Consider the following 15773-nt stretch of genomic DNA (forward strand, 5'->3'; position numbering starts at 1 on the left):
GAAATGGTAATGCCGGGTGACAACGTGAAAATGACTGTTACCCTGATCGCTCCGATTGCCATGGAAGATGGTCTGCGCTTCGCGATTCGTGAAGGCGGCCGTACCGTTGGTGCCGGCGTGGTATCCAAGATCATCGAGTAACCTTCGGGTTACTCTTTGTTGTTGCACTGAGTTGTTTCGGTGCAGGCCAGTAGCTCAATTGGCAGAGCAGCGGTCTCCAAAACCGCAGGTTGGGGGTTCGATTCCCTCCTGGCCTGCCATTTTTTAACATCCGGATACATAAGCTGATTCCTATGGAGTCAAAAGCCGTTCAATCGACCAGCCGTTTCGATACCGTGAAATGGCTGGTTGTTTTCGTTCTGATTGCCGTCGGTGTCGTCGGTAATCAGTATTTCAGTGCAGAGTCTGTGTTGTATCGGGTTCTGGCTCTGGTTGCGCTTGGTCTGGTTGCTGCCTTTGTGGCTTTGCAGACCGACCGTGGTCGCCGTTTTGCGACCCTTTTGAAAGAAGCGCGTGTCGAGATCCGGAAAGTGGTATGGCCCACTAGGCCTGAGCTGGTTCAGACCACAATTATCGTTGTGGTGTTTGTTCTGGTTGTAGCGCTGATCTTGTGGGGTATGGATTCACTGATCAGTTGGCTGGTCGCCGGCTTTATCGGTTAACAGGAGTGGGCAATGGCTAAGCGCTGGTACGTCGTTCATGCGTATTCTGGCTTCGAAAAGCACGTAATGCGCACTCTGAAAGAGCGTGTTGCGCTCGAAGGAATGGAAGACAAGTTCGGCGAGATCCTGGTTCCGACCGAGGAAGTCGTTGAAATGCGTGACGGGAAAAAGCGCAAGAGTGAGCGCAAGTTCTATCCCGGGTACGTATTGGTCCAGATGGAAATGGACGATGCTTCGTGGCATCTTGTCAAGAATACCCCGCGGGTTCTTGGTTTTATTGGTGGTACCAAAGACAAGCCGGCTCCGATCACCGAGCGCGAAGCAGAAGCAATCCTGCGTCGTGTAGAAAGTGGTGCAGACAAGCCGAAGCCCAAGACCCTGTTCGAGCCGGGCGAAATTGTTCGCGTTGTTGAAGGTCCGTTTGCAGACTTCAATGGCGTGGTTGAAGAAGTCGACTACGAGAAGAGTCGAGTCAAGGTTGCCGTTCTGATCTTCGGTCGATCTACTCCGGTAGAGCTGGAGTTTGGTCAGGTCGAGAAAGACTGAGGCAGCCTTCAAGCCTGAAAGCTCGCGCGCTGAAGCGACGCGGGCTTTTTGTGTCTGCTATTTGCAGTTGTTATTAACGGGGAGCCGAAAGGCGTTCGAACCCACAGGAGAGCTATCATGGCAAAGAAGATTGAAGCCTATATCAAGCTTCAGGTTGCTGCCGGCCAGGCCAACCCGAGTCCCCCCGTTGGTCCGGCCCTGGGTCAGCGTGGCGTAAACATCATGGAATTCTGTAAGGCCTTCAATGCCAAGACTCAAGGCATGGAGCCGGGCTTGCCGATTCCGACTGTTATCACTGTATACAGTGATCGCAGTTTTACCTTTATTACCAAGACCCCGCCGGCGCCGGTGCTGCTGAAAAAAGCGGCTGGCATCAAGAGCGGTTCCGGTCGTCCGAACACGGACAAAGTGGGTACGGTAACCCGCGCTCAGCTGGAAGAAATCGCCAAGACCAAAGAGCCGGACATGACTGCTGCCGATATGGACGCAGCCGTTCGCACCATCGCTGGTACTGCCCGCAGCATGGGCCTGAACGTGGAGGGTCTGTAAGATGGCTAAGCTGAGTAAGCGTCAGAAGCTGATTCGTGAAAAAGTAGACTCCACCCGCGCCTACACTGTAGACGAAGCGGTTGCGCTGCTGTCTGAACTGGGCCAGAACGTCAAGTTCAAAGAGTCTGTAGACGTAGCCGTAAACCTGGGTGTTGATGCACGTAAATCCGACCAGGTTGTACGTAGCAGCACCGTTCTGCCTCACGGTACCGGTAAAACCGTACGTGTTGCAGTATTCACCCAGGGTGCCAATGCCGAGAAAGCCACTGCCGCTGGTGCAGACATTGTCGGCATGGACGATCTGGCTGACGAAGTGAAGAAAGGCAACATGGATTTTGACGTGGTTATCGCGACTCCCGATGCCATGCGTGTTGTTGGTCAGCTGGGCCAGATCCTCGGTCCCCGCGGCCTGATGCCGAACCCGAAGGTTGGCACTGTAACTGCAGACGTTGAAACTGCAGTGAAGAACGCCAAGGCCGGTCAGGTTCGCTACCGTACTGACAAAAACGGCATTATCCACGCTCCGCTGGGTAACGTTGAATTTTCTGCCCAGAACATCAAGGAGAACCTTGAAGCTCTGGTTGCAGACCTGAAAAAGGCCAAGCCTGCATCGTCCAAGGGTGTGTATCTGAAAAAGATCACTATCTCTTCTACGATGGGTCCTGGCCTGACTATTGATCAGGGCACTCTGAGCCTCTGATCGGTAGTTACTTTGTAGTCTGGGCGGAAGCCAAGGCTGTCAAAGACCGCAGGCCTCCGAGGCCCTTGGTAACAAGGGCCGCAAGGGTTAAAGCAACGCCTGCGCAGACGGTGTGAAGACGTTCTCTCTGAACCCAAACACCGTTAGGCGTCCTCTTTGAGGACAATGATGGGTTTGCCGGCATAAAGCTGGCGAAATCGAGGAGAAATCCAGTGGCAATTAGACTCGAAGACAAGAAGGCGATCGTCGCTGAAGTCAACGAGACTGCTGGAGCTGCTCTGTCTGTGGTTTTGGCTGACTACCGTGGTGTCACCTCTGGTGACATGACTGCGCTTCGTGCCAAGGCTCGTGCCGAGAATGTTCGCCTGAAGGTTGTTCGTAACAACCTGGCGAAGATTGCTATTAAAGGTACCGAGTTCGAGTGCATCGATCCTGCGCTGGTTGGTCCTACCATTCTGGCTTTCTCTATGGAAGATCCGGGTGCCGCTGCGCGCCTGCTAAAGGATTTTGCCAAAGAGAAAGAGGCGTTCGAAATCAAGGGTCTGGCTGTTGGCGGTGAGCTGATGGGCGCAGAACAGATCGATCGCCTGGCTACGCTGCCGACGCTGCACGAAGCGTTGACCAAGCTGGCCATTGTTACACAGGCACCAGTTACCAAGCTTGCACGTACTCTGAACGATATTCCGGGCAGAATCACACGTGTAGTAGCTGCAGTCCGCGACCAGAAGCAAGAAGCTGCTTGATTCTGTTGAACACCATTTTTTACATTTTCGGAGAAAGTCATGGCTCTGTCTAAAGACGATATTTTGAATGCAATTGCTGAAATGAGCGTAATGGAAGTTGTTGAGCTCGTTGAAGCTATGGAAGAGAAGTTTAACGTTTCTGCTGCTGCCGCTGTTGCTGCCGCTCCGGCTGCCGCTGCTGGTGGCGAAGCCGCTGAAGAGCAGACCGAGTTCGACGTAGTTCTGACCGGTCCTGGCGAGAAGAAAGTAAACGTTATCAAGGCCGTTCGTGAACTGACTGGTCTGGGCCTGAAAGAAGCCAAGGAAATGGTTGACGGCGCTCCTTCTACTGTTAAGGAAGGCGCTAGCAAGGACGAGGCTGAAGAGGCCAAGAAGAAGCTTGAGGAAGCAGGCGCTTCTGTTGAGCTTAAGTAAGAGTCGGCTGTTGATCGACACCGTGCATTAAGCATGGACGGGCTGGTGGCTTCGTGCCACCGGCCTTTTTCTGTTGTATATGCTATAGAGTCTGGTGTGCAATTGCAGGTTGATGTCAGATCTATAACCTACAGCCAGAGTCTTGTTCAAGACGGCGCGATAAGCCGAGCAATTCGGCCCCGAAGCAGAACATTTGATTGCTTCTTGATACCAGGTATCAGGTCTAAAGCTGGGGAATGCAGATGACTTACTCCTACACTGAGAAAAAGCGGATTCGCAAAGACTTTAGTAAATTGCCTTCCGTGATGGACGTCCCCTATTTGCTGTCTATTCAGCTGGATTCGTTCCGGGACTTCCTGCAAATGGAAGCCGCTCCTGAAGACCGCCGGGAAACCGGTCTTCACGCAGCATTCAAATCCGTATTCCCGATTGTCAGTTACTCTGGCAACGCCGCGCTCGAGTATGTGAGCTATCGAATCGGCGAGCCGGTGTTCGACGTCAAGGAATGTCAGCTCAGGGGCGTAACTTACGCCGCGCCGCTGCGGGTGAAAGTCCGCTTGATCATTTATGACAAGGAATCGTCCAACAAGGCGATCAAGGACATCAAGGAACAAGAGGTCTACATGGGCGAGATGCCCCTGATGACCGAGAACGGTACCTTCGTTGTAAACGGTACCGAGCGTGTAATTGTTTCCCAGCTCCACCGTTCACCTGGTGTGTTCTTTGATCACGACAAGGGCAAGACCCACTCATCCGGCAAGCTGCTGTATTCAGCCCGGGTGATTCCTTACCGTGGCTCGTGGCTCGACTTCGAATTCGATCCGAAGGACTCCGTGTTCGTTCGTATCGACCGTCGTCGTAAGCTGCCTGCGTCTATTCTGCTGCGCGCGCTGAATTACACCTCTGAGCAGATGCTGGAGATGTTCTTCGAAACCAGTAAGTTCTCGCTGGGCGAAGAAGTGTGCAAGCTCGAGCTGGTGCCAAGCCGTCTGCGTGGTGATATCGCGACGTTTGATATCAAAGACCAGGACGGCAACGTGATTGCCGAAGAAGGTCGTCGTATCACGGCTCGCCATATCAAGCAGCTGGAAAAAGCTGGCATTACCGAGCTGGAAGTACCAACCGAATATCTCTACGGTCGTGTTCTGGCCAAGGACATGATTGATCAGTCTACCGGCGAAGTGCTGGTGGAGTGCAACACCGAACTGACCGAGGAAGTGGTTACCAAGATCCTCGATGCCGGTGTTAAAGACATTGAAACCCTGTACACCAACGACCTGGATTGCGGCCCGTTCATGTCCGATACCTTGCGTATCGACCCGACCCGCACCCCGCTGGAAGCGTTGGTTGAAATCTACCGCATGATGCGCCCGGGCGAGCCGCCCACCAAGGACTCTGCGGAAACCCTGTTCAACAACCTGTTCTTCTCTGAAGAGCGGTATGACCTGTCTGCGGTTGGCCGGATGAAGCTGAACCGTCGTCTGGGCCGTGAAGAGAGCACAGGCGAAGGCATCCTGACCCACGAAGACATCATTGATGTCCTCAAGACCCTGATCGCCATCCGTAACGGCCAGGGCCAGGTGGATGACATCGATAACCTGGGTAACCGTCGCGTACGTTGCGTTGGCGAGATGGCCGAGAACCAGTTCCGTGTAGGCCTGGTGCGGGTAGAGCGTGCGGTTCGCGAGCGTCTGAGCCTTGCTGAAAGCGAAGGCCTGATGCCGCAGGACCTGATTAACGCCAAGCCGGTTGCTGCAGCGGTTAAGGAATTCTTTGGTTCCAGCCAGTTGTCCCAGTTTATGGATCAGAACAACCCGTTGTCCGAAGTGACGCACAAGCGTCGTATCTCTGCCCTGGGCCCGGGTGGTCTGACCCGTGAGCGTGCAGGCTTTGAGGTTCGGGACGTACACCCGACCCATTACGGCCGCGTGTGTCCGATCGAGACTCCGGAAGGCCCGAACATCGGTCTGATCAACTCGCTGGCAACCTATGCCCGTTCCAACTCCTACGGCTTCCTTGAGAGCCCGTATCGGAAAGTTGTCGATGGCGTGGTCACTGATGAAGTGGTTTACCTCTCTGCGATTGAAGAGAGCAACTACGTGATCGCCCAGGCGAGTGCGGCCACCGACGAAGGCAAGCGCCTGACCGACGAGCTGGTAACGGTTCGTCACCAGAACGAATTTACCGTGGCTCCGCCGGAAGCGGTTAACTTCATGGACGTTTCCCCGCGCCAGGTTGTGTCGGTAGCGGCGTCCCTGATTCCGTTCCTGGAGCACGACGATGCTAACCGGGCCCTGATGGGCGCGAACATGCAGCGTCAGGCGGTTCCGACGCTGAAATCACAGGTTCCGCTGGTAGGAACCGGTGTAGAGCGTACCGTAGCCCAGGATTCCGGTGTCTGTGTAACAGCCCGTCGTGGTGGTGTGATCGAAAGCGTTGACGCGGCCCGTATCGTGGTTCGTGTAAATAACGAAGAAACCGAAGCCGGTGATGCAGGTGTGGATATCTACAACCTCACCAAGTACACCCGCTCGAACCAGAACACCTGTATCAACCAGCGTTCCATCGTGCGTCAGGGTGATGTGATTGCCCGTGGTGACGTTCTGGCGGACGGTCCGTCTGTGGATCTGGGTGAGCTGGCGCTGGGCCAGAACATGCGCATCGCGTTCATGCCCTGGAACGGTTACAACTTTGAGGACTCCATCCTGATCTCCGAAAAGGTGGTTCAGGAAGACCGTCTGACCACGATCCACATCCAGGAACTGACCTGTGTGGCCCGTGACACCAAGCTGGGTAGCGAAGAAATCACTGCGGATATTCCGAACGTGGGTGAAAGCGCGCTGTCCAAGCTGGACGAGTCCGGTATTGTTTACATCGGTGCAGAAGTAGGCCCCGGCGACATTCTGGTAGGCAAGGTGACTCCGAAAGGCGAAACCCAGCTGACACCGGAAGAGAAGCTGCTGCGTGCCATCTTCGGTGAGAAGGCGTCTGACGTGAAAGACACTTCCCAGCGCGTTCCGACCGGTACCCGGGGCACCGTTATCGATGTGCAGGTATTTACCCGTGACGGTATCGAGAAAGATGCCCGTGCGCAGTCCATCGAGAAAGAGCAGCTCGACAAGTACCGTAAGGACCTGAAGGACGAGTACCGTATCGTTGAAGGTGCCACTTACGAGCGTCTGATGGTTGCCCTGAAAGACCAGGAAGTGATCAGCGGCCCGGGCCTGAAGAAAGGTGCGAAGCTGGATGAAGCCTACCTGGCCGAACTGCCGCGTCCGGACTGGTTCAAGCTGCGCATGAAAGACGAAGCCCTGAACGAGCTGCTCGAGAAATCCGAGCAGGGTCTGGAAGAGCGCAAGAAAGAGCATGAAGCACGCTTCGACGACAAGAAGGGCAAGCTGCAGCAAGGCGATGACCTGGCTCCGGGCGTTCTGAAGATCGTCAAGGTGTACCTGGCTATCAAGCGTCGCATCCAGCCGGGTGACAAGATGGCGGGTCGTCACGGTAACAAGGGTGTTATCTCTGCGGTTATGCCGATCGAGGATATGCCTTACGACGAGCACGGCACCACCGTGGACATCGTACTGAACCCGCTGGGTGTTCCGTCGCGGATGAACGTTGGTCAGGTTCTGGAAACCCACCTGGGCGCAGCCGCCAAGGGTCTGGGTGAAAAGATCAGCCGCATGCTGGACGAACAGCGCAAGATCCTCGAGTTGCGCAAGCTGCTGGACGAGATCTACAACCACTCCGACGAGGTGTTCAAGGTTGACCTGGATAGCCTGTCAGATCAGGAAATCCTGGAGCTGTGTAACAACCTGCGCGGTGGTGTTCCCATGGCAACACCGGTCTTCGACGGTGCCAAGGAAGCCGAGGTCAAGCACATGCTGGCCCTGGCAGACCTGGATACCAGTGGTCAGACCAAGCTGTACGATGGCCGCACCGGCGACGCATTTGACCGTCCGGTGACCGTAGGCTACATGTACATGCTCAAGCTGAACCACTTGATCGACGACAAGATGCACGCTCGTTCTACCGGCTCTTACAGCCTGGTTACCCAGCAGCCGCTGGGTGGTAAGGCTCAGTTCGGTGGTCAGCGCTTCGGTGAGATGGAAGTCTGGGCTCTGGAGGCATACGGTGCCGCCTACACCCTGCAGGAAATGCTCACTGTTAAGTCTGACGACGTTAACGGCCGGACCAAGATGTACAAGAACATTGTCGATGGCGATCATCGCATGGAGCCGGGCATGCCCGAATCCTTCAACGTTCTTGTCAAGGAAATCCGCTCGTTGGGTATCGACATCGAGCTGGAATCCGAGTGAGCCGAATTGTTTTTGGCAGCGTGAGCGGGCACCCCGTGTGCCCGCCCGAGATTAACGCCATCCGGAGCTTTAACTGATGAAAGATTTGCTGAATCTTCTCAAGAGCCAGAATCAGAGCAAGGAATTCGACGCGATCCGTATTGGTCTTGCGTCGCCTGACATGATTCGTTCCTGGTCTTTTGGCGAAGTAAAAAAGCCTGAGACCATTAACTACCGTACCTTCAAGCCGGAGCGTGACGGTCTTTTCTGTGCCAAGATCTTCGGCCCGATCAAGGACTACGAATGCCTGTGCGGCAAGTACAAGCGCCTGAAGCACCGCGGTGTTATCTGCGAAAAGTGTGGCGTTGAAGTTGCACTGGCCAGCGTTCGCCGTGAGCGCATGGGTCATATCGAGCTGGCCAGCCCGGTTGCCCACATCTGGTTCCTGAAGTCTCTGCCGTCCCGCATCGGCCTGATGCTGGACATGACCCTGCGCGATATCGAGCGGGTTCTGTACTTCGAGAGCTTTATTGTTATCGATCCGGGTATGACCACCCTGGAGAAGGGCCAGCTGCTGAACGACGAGCAGTACTACGAAGCCCTGGAAGAGTTCGGTGACGAATTCGACGCCCGTATGGGTGCCGAAGCCATCAAGGAACTGCTGGAAGATATCGACCTGCAGGCAGAAGTTGACGGCCTGCGTGAAGAAATCCCGCAGACCAATTCCGAAACCAAGATCAAGAAATTCAGCAAGCGTCTGAAGATTCTTGAGGCGTTCCTGTACTCCGGCAACAAGCCGGGCGACATGGTGATGACCGTATTGCCGGTTCTGCCGCCGGATCTGCGCCCGCTGGTTCCGCTGGACGGTGGCCGTTTTGCCACCTCCGACCTGAACGATCTGTACCGTCGGGTAATCAACCGGAACAACCGTCTCAAGCGCCTGCTGGAGCTGAATGCTCCTGACATCATCGTGCGTAACGAGAAGCGGATGCTCCAGGAAGCTGTAGATGCCCTGCTGGATAACGGTCGTCGTGGCCGTGCCATCACCGGCACCAACAAGCGCCCGCTGAAGTCCCTGGCTGACATGATCAAGGGTAAGCAAGGCCGCTTCCGTCAGAACCTGCTGGGTAAGCGTGTGGACTACTCTGGCCGTTCGGTCATCGTAGTGGGTCCGTACCTGCGCCTGCACCAGTGCGGTCTGCCCAAGAAGATGGCCCTGGAGCTGTTCAAGCCGTTCATTTTCTCCAAGCTTGAGCACCGTGGCCTGGCGACCACCATCAAGGCCGCCAAGAAGATGGTCGAGCGCGAAGAAGGCGTGGTATGGGATATCCTCGACGAAGTTATCCGCGAGCACCCGATCATGCTGAACCGGGCGCCGACCCTGCACCGTCTGGGTATCCAGGCGTTCGAGCCGGTACTGATTGAAGGTAAGGCTATCCAGCTGCACCCGCTGGTGTGTGCGGCCTACAACGCCGACTTCGACGGTGACCAGATGGCGGTACACGTACCGCTGACCCTGGAAGCCCAGCTCGAAGCCCGTGCGCTGATGATGTCTACCAACAACGTGCTGTCGCCGGCCAACGGCGAGCCGATCATCGTACCGTCCCAGGACGTGGTATTGGGTCTGTACTACATGACCCGTGAGCGCCACGCAGCCCAGGGTGAAGGCATGGTGTTTGCCGACATCAAGGAAGCACACCGCGCCTACGGTGCCGGCAAGGTAGACCTTCAGGCCAAGGTGAAAGTGCGCGTTAAGGAAGTGGCCATCGCCGAAGATAGCAGCCGCTCCGAAGCCTACCGCCTGGTTGATACCACGGTCGGTCGTGCACTGCTGTTTGATATCGTTCCCGACGGCCTGCCGTTCGAGATCGTGAACAAGCCGATGGTGAAGAAAGCGATTTCCAACCTGATCAACACCTGTTACCGGGATGCTGGTCTGAAGGACACCGTTATCTTTGCCGACCAGCTGATGTACATGGGTTACCACTACGCAACCCGTTCCGGTATCTCTATCGGTTTCAACGACTTCGAGATTCCTCCGGAGAAGTACGAGCTGGTTGATGCGGCTTCTGAAGAAGTAAAAGACATCGAGAACCAGTACGCGTCCGGTCTGCTGACCCAGGGCGAGAAGTACAACAAGGTTATAGACATCTGGTCCCGCGCTAACGACAAAGTGTCCAAGGCGATGATGGAGCGTCTGTCCAAAGAGCAGGTTATTGGCCCCGATGGCCAGCCGGTGAAGGGCGAAGACGGCGAAGACCTGATGCAGGAGTCTTTCAACTCCGTTTACATGATGGCCGATTCCGGTGCGCGGGGTTCCGCGGCCCAGATTCGTCAGCTTTCCGGTATGCGTGGTCTGATGGCCAAGCCGGATGGTTCCATCATCGAAACGCCGATCACCGCGAACTTCCGTGAAGGTCTGAACGTACTCCAGTACTTCATCTCCACCCACGGTGCTCGTAAGGGTCTGGCGGATACCGCTCTGAAGACCGCGAACTCCGGTTATCTGACTCGTCGCCTGGTAGACGTATCGCAGGACCTGGTGGTTACCGAAGAAGACTGCGGTACCGACGAAGGCCTGCTGATGACGCCGCACATCGAAGGTGGCGACGTGGTTGTGCCTCTGGGCGATCGTGTTCTGGGCCGCGTTACCGCCCGTGACGTGTTCACCCCGACTGACAAGGACAACGCCGTTGTTCCTGCCGGTACACTGCTGGACGAGAAAACCGTTGAGATGGTTGAGCGTGCCGGTGTTGACGAAATCTGGGTGCGCTCTGCGATCACCTGTGATACCCGTCACGGTATCTGTTCCAAGTGTTACGGCCGCGACCTGGCCCGTGGCCATCGCGTAAACGTGGGCGAGGCAGTCGGTGTTATTGCTGCCCAGTCCATCGGTGAGCCGGGTACCCAGCTGACCATGCGTACGTTCCACATCGGTGGTGCCGCAAGCCGGGCGTCTGCAGTGGATAATATCCAGGTCAAGCATGGTGGCACCGTACGCCTGCATAACCTGAAATCCATCGAGAAGACCGACGGTTCCCTGGTTGTGGTGTCCCGTTCCTCTGCATTGGCGATCGCCGATGAGCAGGGTCGTGAGCGTGAGTGGTACAAGTTGCCGTACGGTGCTGTGCTGTCCGTGAAGAACGGCGACCTGGTTGAGGCCGGTGTTGTGGTTGCCAAGTGGGATCCGCACACTCACCCGATCATCGCGGAAGCGAAGGGCACCGCCAAGTTCGTCAATATGGAAGAGGGCATTACTGTCCGCACCCAGGCTGACGAGCTGACCGGTCTGTCCACCATGGAAGTGATTGACCCGAAAGAGCGTCCGGCTGCGGGTAAGGACATTCGTCCGGCTATCCAGCTGATTGACGACGCAGGTGAGGAAGTGGAGCTGCCGGGTGGTGGCGCCGCAATCTTCTTCCTGCCGGCGAACGCACTGGTGACCATGGCCAATGGCGCGAATGTGGAGCTGGGTGACGTTGTAGCCCGTATTCCGCAGGAAAGCTCCAAGACCCGGGATATTACCGGTGGTCTGCCGCGGGTTGCCGACCTGTTCGAGGCCCGTCGCCCGAAAGAGTCTGCCATCCTGGCTGAAATCAGCGGTGTGGTCTCCTTCGGTAAGGAAACCAAGGGCAAGAAGCGTCTGGTGATTACACCGAAAGACGATGATGCCTACGAGGTTCTGATTCCGAAGCACCGTCAGCTGAACGTGTTCGAGGGTGAAACGGTTGAGAAGGGTGAGGTTATCTCCGATGGCCCGTCCAACCCGCACGACATCCTGCGCCTGCTGGGTGTGGTAGAACTGGCGAAGTACATCACCAACGAAATTCAGGACGTTTACCGTCTGCAGGGTGTTGTCATCAACGATAAACACATTGAGGTTATCGTTCGCCAGATGCTGCGCAAGGTGGAAATCACCAATCCGGGTGACACCACGTTGCTGTCCGGCGACCAGGTGGAAATCACCCAGGTTCTGGAAGAGAACGAAAAGGCTGTGGCCGCAGATAAAGATCCGGCAAGGTTCGAGCGTCTGCTGCTGGGTATCACCAAGGCATCGCTGGCAACAGAATCGTTTATCTCTGCTGCCTCGTTCCAGGAAACCACCCGGGTTCTTACCGAAGGTGCGGTTACCGGAAAACGCGATTACCTGCGTGGCCTGAAAGAAAACGTTGTAGTGGGTCGACTGATTCCGGCTGGTACCGGTCTGGCTTACCACAGCGAGCGTCGTCGCAAGCGTGACCTGGAAGAACAGGGCATTACTGCAGCCGACGTAGAAGAAGCTCTGAGCGCTGAACTTAATCGCGAAAGCTGATTAAGGCGCGCCACTCTCCGGGTAGATACCTATCCGGAGGGTGGTTAAAAAGAGAGCAGTCATCTTGACTGAATCGGGGCGCAGGCTTACACTTGCGTCCCTTAAATTTTACCCCCTGCAAAGGGGGTAAGTTTCATTGGTATGGTTTTTTTGGAGTTTGCTTACATGGCAACGATTAATCAGTTGGTGCGTAAGCCTCGTAAGCGCAAGGTAGCCAAGAGCGATGTTCCTGCTCTTCAGGCCTGTCCTCAGCGCCGTGGTGTGTGCACTCGTGTATACACCACAACGCCGAAGAAGCCGAACTCAGCACTTCGTAAAGTGTGCCGTGTTCGTCTGACTAACGGCTTCGAGGTTTCCTCATACATTGGTGGTGAAGGTCACAACCTTCAGGAGCACAGCGTTGTGCTGATCCGCGGCGGTCGAGTAAAAGACCTTCCGGGTGTGCGCTACCACACTGTTCGCGGTACTTTGGACACCCAGGGTGTACAGAACCGTAAGCAGGGCCGCTCCAAGTACGGTGCAAAACGACCCAAGTCCTGATGTCCCGAGCGGGTGTCTTTTATCGTTGCTTGTAAGAACGGTAAGAGTAAGGCTGAGTAGCATGTGCTATCTCAGGGGTTCCTGAAGACCTTTTAGATATAAGGGCTTATCGATGCCTAGAAGAAGAGTTGCAGCTAAACGGGAAATTATTCCCGATCCTAAATTCGGCAGTGCACGTCTTGCCAAGTTCATCAACCACGTGATGGAAAGCGGTAAGAAAGCAACTGCAGAGCGCATTGTTTATGGCGCGCTGTCTATTGTTGCCGAAAAATCCAAAGAAGAGCCGATCGAAATGTTCGAGAAGGCCCTGGAAAACATCCAGCCGATGGTCGAGGTTAAGTCCCGTCGTGTGGGTGGTGCTACCTACCAGGTGCCTGTAGAAGTACGGCCTTCCCGTCAGAACGCGCTGGCCATGCGCTGGCTCGTTGAATATTCACGGAAACGTGGCGAAAAGAGCATGGCTCAGCGTCTGGCTGGCGAGATTCTTGATGCGGCTGAAAGCAAGGGCGCAGCAGTGAAGAAGCGCGAAGACGTGCATCGTATGGCAGAAGCCAACAAGGCATTCTCTCACTTCCGTTTCTAACAAGCCGAGGTTTATATCGTGGCACGCAAGACTCCTATCAAACGTTACAGAAACATTGGTATCTGTGCGCACGTGGATGCGGGCAAAACTACTACCACCGAGCGTATTCTTTACTACACCGGTCGTAGTCACAAAATGGGCGAGACCCACGACGGCGCATCCACCACAGACTGGATGGAGCAGGAGCAGGAGCGTGGTATCACCATCACGTCTGCCGCTGTTACAACCTTCTGGCAGGGTATGGACAAGCAGTATCCCGAGCACCGCATCAACATCATCGACACACCAGGCCACGTTGACTTCACTATCGAAGTAGAGCGTTCCCTGCGTGTTCTTGACGGTGCCGTGGTTGTGTTCTGTGGCTCCTCAGGTGTTGAGCCGCAGTCCGAGACTGTATGGCGCCAGGCCAACAAGTACGAAGTTCCGCGCATGGTGTTCGTCAACAAGATGGACCGTGCCGGCGCTGACTTTATGCGCGTGGTTGAGCAGATTCGCCAGCGTTTGGGTGCGACTGCTGTACCCATCCAGCTGCCGATTGGTGCTGAAGATGAGTTCGAGGGCATCGTCGACCTGCTGCGCATGAAGGCGATCTACTGGAATGAAGCTGATCAGGGTATGACTTACGAGCTTCGTGACATCCCTGAGAACATGCAGGCAGAAGCCGAGAAGGCGCGCGAGCAGATGATCGAAGCTGCCGCTGAAGCCAACGAAGAGTTCATGGAGAAGTACCTCGAAGGCGAAGAGCTGACCTACGAAGAGATCAAGCAGGGTCTGCGTGCTCGTACCATCGCCAACGAAATCGTACTGGCCACCTGTGGTTCTGCGTTCAAGAACAAGGGTGTTCAGGCGGTACTGGATGCCGTTATTGAATTCCTGCCGGCTCCGGATGAAGTTAAAGCCATCCGCGGTGAGGTTGACGACGAAGGTTCTGAAGAAACCCGTCCGGTTGATGACGATGCTCCGTTCGCCGCCCTGGCGTTCAAGATCGCTACCGACCCGTTCGTAGGTACTCTGACGTTCTTCCGGGTTTACTCCGGTAAACTGGAATCCGGTAATGCCGTTTTCAACTCCGTGAAGGGCAAAAAGGAGCGTGTGGGCCGTATGGTTCAGATGCACGCCAACGACCGGGAAGAGATCAAAGAAGTTCTGGCGGGCGATATCGCTGCAGCGATCGGCCTGAAGAACGTTACTACCGGTGACACCCTGTGTGACGAGAATCACAAGATCGTTCTCGAGCGCATGGAGTTCCCGGAGCCGGTAATCTCTGTTGCCGTTGAGCCGAAGTCCAAGGCAGACCAGGAGAAGATGGGTGTTGCTCTGGGCAAGCTGGCCCAGGAAGATCCGTCCTTCCGTGTTCGCACCGACGAAGAGACCGGTCAGACCATCATCTCCGGTATGGGCGAGCTGCACCTGGACATCCTGGTTGACCGTATGCGTCGCGAATTCAAGGTAGAGGCCAACATCGGTAAGCCGCAGGTTGCCTACCGTGAGTGCATTCGCAAGCCGGTTGACGTTGAAGGCAAGTTCGTTCGTCAGTCTGGTGGTCGTGGTCAGTATGGTCACGTCAAGGTGAAGATCGAGCCGCTGCCGCTGGATGATGAAGATGCAGAAAACTTCATCTTCGTGAACGAGATCGTTGGTGGTGTGGTTCCGAAGGAATACATCCCGGCGGTTCAGCAGGGTATCGAGGAGCAGATGCAGAACGGCTGTCTGGCCGGCTATCCGCTGCTGGGTATCAAGGCGACTCTGTACGATGGTTCCTACCACGACGTTGACTCCAACGAGATGGCGTTCAAAATCGCTGGTTCCATGGCGATGAAGAAGGGCGCACTCGAGGCCAACCCTGCGCTTCTCGAGCCGATGATGAAGGTAGAGGTTGTTACCCCTGAAGATTACATGGGTGACGTAGTTGGCGACCTGAACCGTCGTCGCGGCCTCGTGCAGGGCATGGAAGATGTGCCCGCGGGTAAAACTATCCGTGCAGAAGTTCCGTTGTCGGAGATGTTCGGTTACGCCACTGACCTGCGTTCTGCAACACAGGGTCGAGCGTCTTATGCGATGGAGTTCTCCCGCTATATGGAAGCTCCTTCGAACATTGCCGAAGCGATCATTAAAAAGGGTTGATCCCCAGGACTTAAGAAACAGGAAGAGGTGTAACCGTGTCTAAAGCAAAATTTGAGCGTAACAAGCCGCACGTAAACGTGGGCACCATTGGTCACGTTGACCATGGTAAGACCACTCTGACAGCCGCCCTGACTCGTGTATGTCACGAAGTATGGGGCACAGGCGAGAGCCGTGCTTTCGATCAGATCGATAACGCACCGGAAGAGCGTGCGCGTGGTATCACCATCGCGACCTCCCACGTTGAGTACGATTCTCCGACCCGTCACTACGCTCACGTAGACTGCCCGGGCCACGCTGATTAT

The 15773-nt window shown here is 55.6% G+C and carries 13 protein-coding genes and 1 tRNA gene; all 14 read left to right on the forward strand.

Annotated features, from left to right (window positions below; translation table 11 throughout):
• The coding region (locus AC13DJ_RS01295) for an EF-Tu C-terminal domain-related protein (RefSeq protein ID WP_459413317.1) at nucleotides 1-141 on the forward strand (141 nt) is incomplete at its 5' end.
• A gap of 43 nt (nucleotides 142-184) precedes the next feature.
• A tRNA-Trp gene (locus AC13DJ_RS01300) sits at nucleotides 185-260 on the forward strand.
• Between the two features lie 33 nt (nucleotides 261-293).
• Entirely contained in the window at nucleotides 294-662 is a 369-nt protein-coding gene (gene secE, locus AC13DJ_RS01305; protein ID WP_482932978.1) for a preprotein translocase subunit SecE, read from the forward strand.
• Between the two features lie 12 nt (nucleotides 663-674).
• On the forward strand, nucleotides 675-1208 hold the full coding sequence (gene nusG, locus AC13DJ_RS01310; RefSeq protein WP_011784236.1) for a transcription termination/antitermination protein NusG: 534 nt from the start codon (nucleotides 675-677) through the stop codon (nucleotides 1206-1208).
• A gap of 117 nt (nucleotides 1209-1325) precedes the next feature.
• A complete protein-coding gene (rplK, locus tag AC13DJ_RS01315; RefSeq protein WP_482932979.1) occupies nucleotides 1326-1757 on the forward strand; it encodes a 50S ribosomal protein L11 in 432 nt (143 codons plus the stop codon).
• A gap of 1 nt (nucleotide 1758) precedes the next feature.
• A complete protein-coding gene (gene rplA / locus AC13DJ_RS01320; protein ID WP_022989308.1) occupies nucleotides 1759-2457 on the forward strand; it encodes a 50S ribosomal protein L1 in 699 nt (232 codons plus the stop codon).
• Between the two features lie 212 nt (nucleotides 2458-2669).
• The gene (rplJ, locus tag AC13DJ_RS01325; RefSeq protein WP_036219618.1) at nucleotides 2670-3200 is read left to right on the forward strand and encodes a 50S ribosomal protein L10; all 531 of its coding nucleotides are present in this window, start codon (nucleotides 2670-2672) and stop codon (nucleotides 3198-3200) included.
• A 39-nt stretch (nucleotides 3201-3239) separates the two neighbouring features.
• Nucleotides 3240-3614 (forward strand): 50S ribosomal protein L7/L12, encoded by a 375-nt coding sequence (rplL, locus tag AC13DJ_RS01330; RefSeq protein ID WP_022989310.1) that lies wholly within the window; start codon nucleotides 3240-3242, stop codon nucleotides 3612-3614.
• Between the two features lie 242 nt (nucleotides 3615-3856).
• Nucleotides 3857-7933 (forward strand): DNA-directed RNA polymerase subunit beta, encoded by a 4077-nt coding sequence (gene rpoB, locus AC13DJ_RS01335; RefSeq protein ID WP_482932980.1) that lies wholly within the window; start codon nucleotides 3857-3859, stop codon nucleotides 7931-7933.
• Nucleotides 7934-8009: 76 nt separating this feature from the next.
• Nucleotides 8010-12224: a DNA-directed RNA polymerase subunit beta' gene (gene rpoC / locus AC13DJ_RS01340; protein ID WP_482932981.1), complete on the forward strand. Its 4215-nt coding sequence runs from the start codon at nucleotides 8010-8012 to the stop codon at nucleotides 12222-12224.
• 165 nt (nucleotides 12225-12389) lie between these two features.
• Complete coding sequence (gene rpsL / locus AC13DJ_RS01345; protein WP_012139854.1) at nucleotides 12390-12764, forward strand: 30S ribosomal protein S12; 375 nt, start codon at nucleotides 12390-12392, stop codon at nucleotides 12762-12764.
• Nucleotides 12765-12876: 112 nt separating this feature from the next.
• Nucleotides 12877-13347: a 30S ribosomal protein S7 gene (rpsG, locus tag AC13DJ_RS01350; RefSeq protein WP_482932982.1), complete on the forward strand. Its 471-nt coding sequence runs from the start codon at nucleotides 12877-12879 to the stop codon at nucleotides 13345-13347.
• Between the two features lie 18 nt (nucleotides 13348-13365).
• Nucleotides 13366-15471 (forward strand): elongation factor G, encoded by a 2106-nt coding sequence (fusA, locus tag AC13DJ_RS01355; RefSeq protein WP_482932983.1) that lies wholly within the window; start codon nucleotides 13366-13368, stop codon nucleotides 15469-15471.
• A 35-nt stretch (nucleotides 15472-15506) separates the two neighbouring features.
• A partial coding sequence (locus tag AC13DJ_RS01360; RefSeq protein WP_482936967.1) for a GTP-binding protein occupies nucleotides 15507-15773 on the forward strand: 267 nt, incomplete at its 3' end.

The sequence above is a fragment of the Marinobacter sp. L-46 genome (assembly GCF_056859535.1).

Coding starts and splice junctions, on each gene's coding strand:
- rpsL (WP_012139854.1), top strand. CDS start 12,390: ATGGCAACGATTAATCAGTTGGTGCGTAAGCCTCGTAAGCGCAAGGTA.
- rpoC (WP_482932981.1), top strand. CDS start 8,010: ATGAAAGATTTGCTGAATCTTCTCAAGAGCCAGAATCAGAGCAAGGAA.
- rplL (WP_022989310.1), top strand. CDS start 3,240: ATGGCTCTGTCTAAAGACGATATTTTGAATGCAATTGCTGAAATGAGC.
- rplA (WP_022989308.1), top strand. CDS start 1,759: ATGGCTAAGCTGAGTAAGCGTCAGAAGCTGATTCGTGAAAAAGTAGAC.
- secE (WP_482932978.1), top strand. CDS start 294: ATGGAGTCAAAAGCCGTTCAATCGACCAGCCGTTTCGATACCGTGAAA.
- nusG (WP_011784236.1), top strand. CDS start 675: ATGGCTAAGCGCTGGTACGTCGTTCATGCGTATTCTGGCTTCGAAAAG.
- rpoB (WP_482932980.1), top strand. CDS start 3,857: ATGACTTACTCCTACACTGAGAAAAAGCGGATTCGCAAAGACTTTAGT.
- rpsG (WP_482932982.1), top strand. CDS start 12,877: ATGCCTAGAAGAAGAGTTGCAGCTAAACGGGAAATTATTCCCGATCCT.
- rplK (WP_482932979.1), top strand. CDS start 1,326: ATGGCAAAGAAGATTGAAGCCTATATCAAGCTTCAGGTTGCTGCCGGC.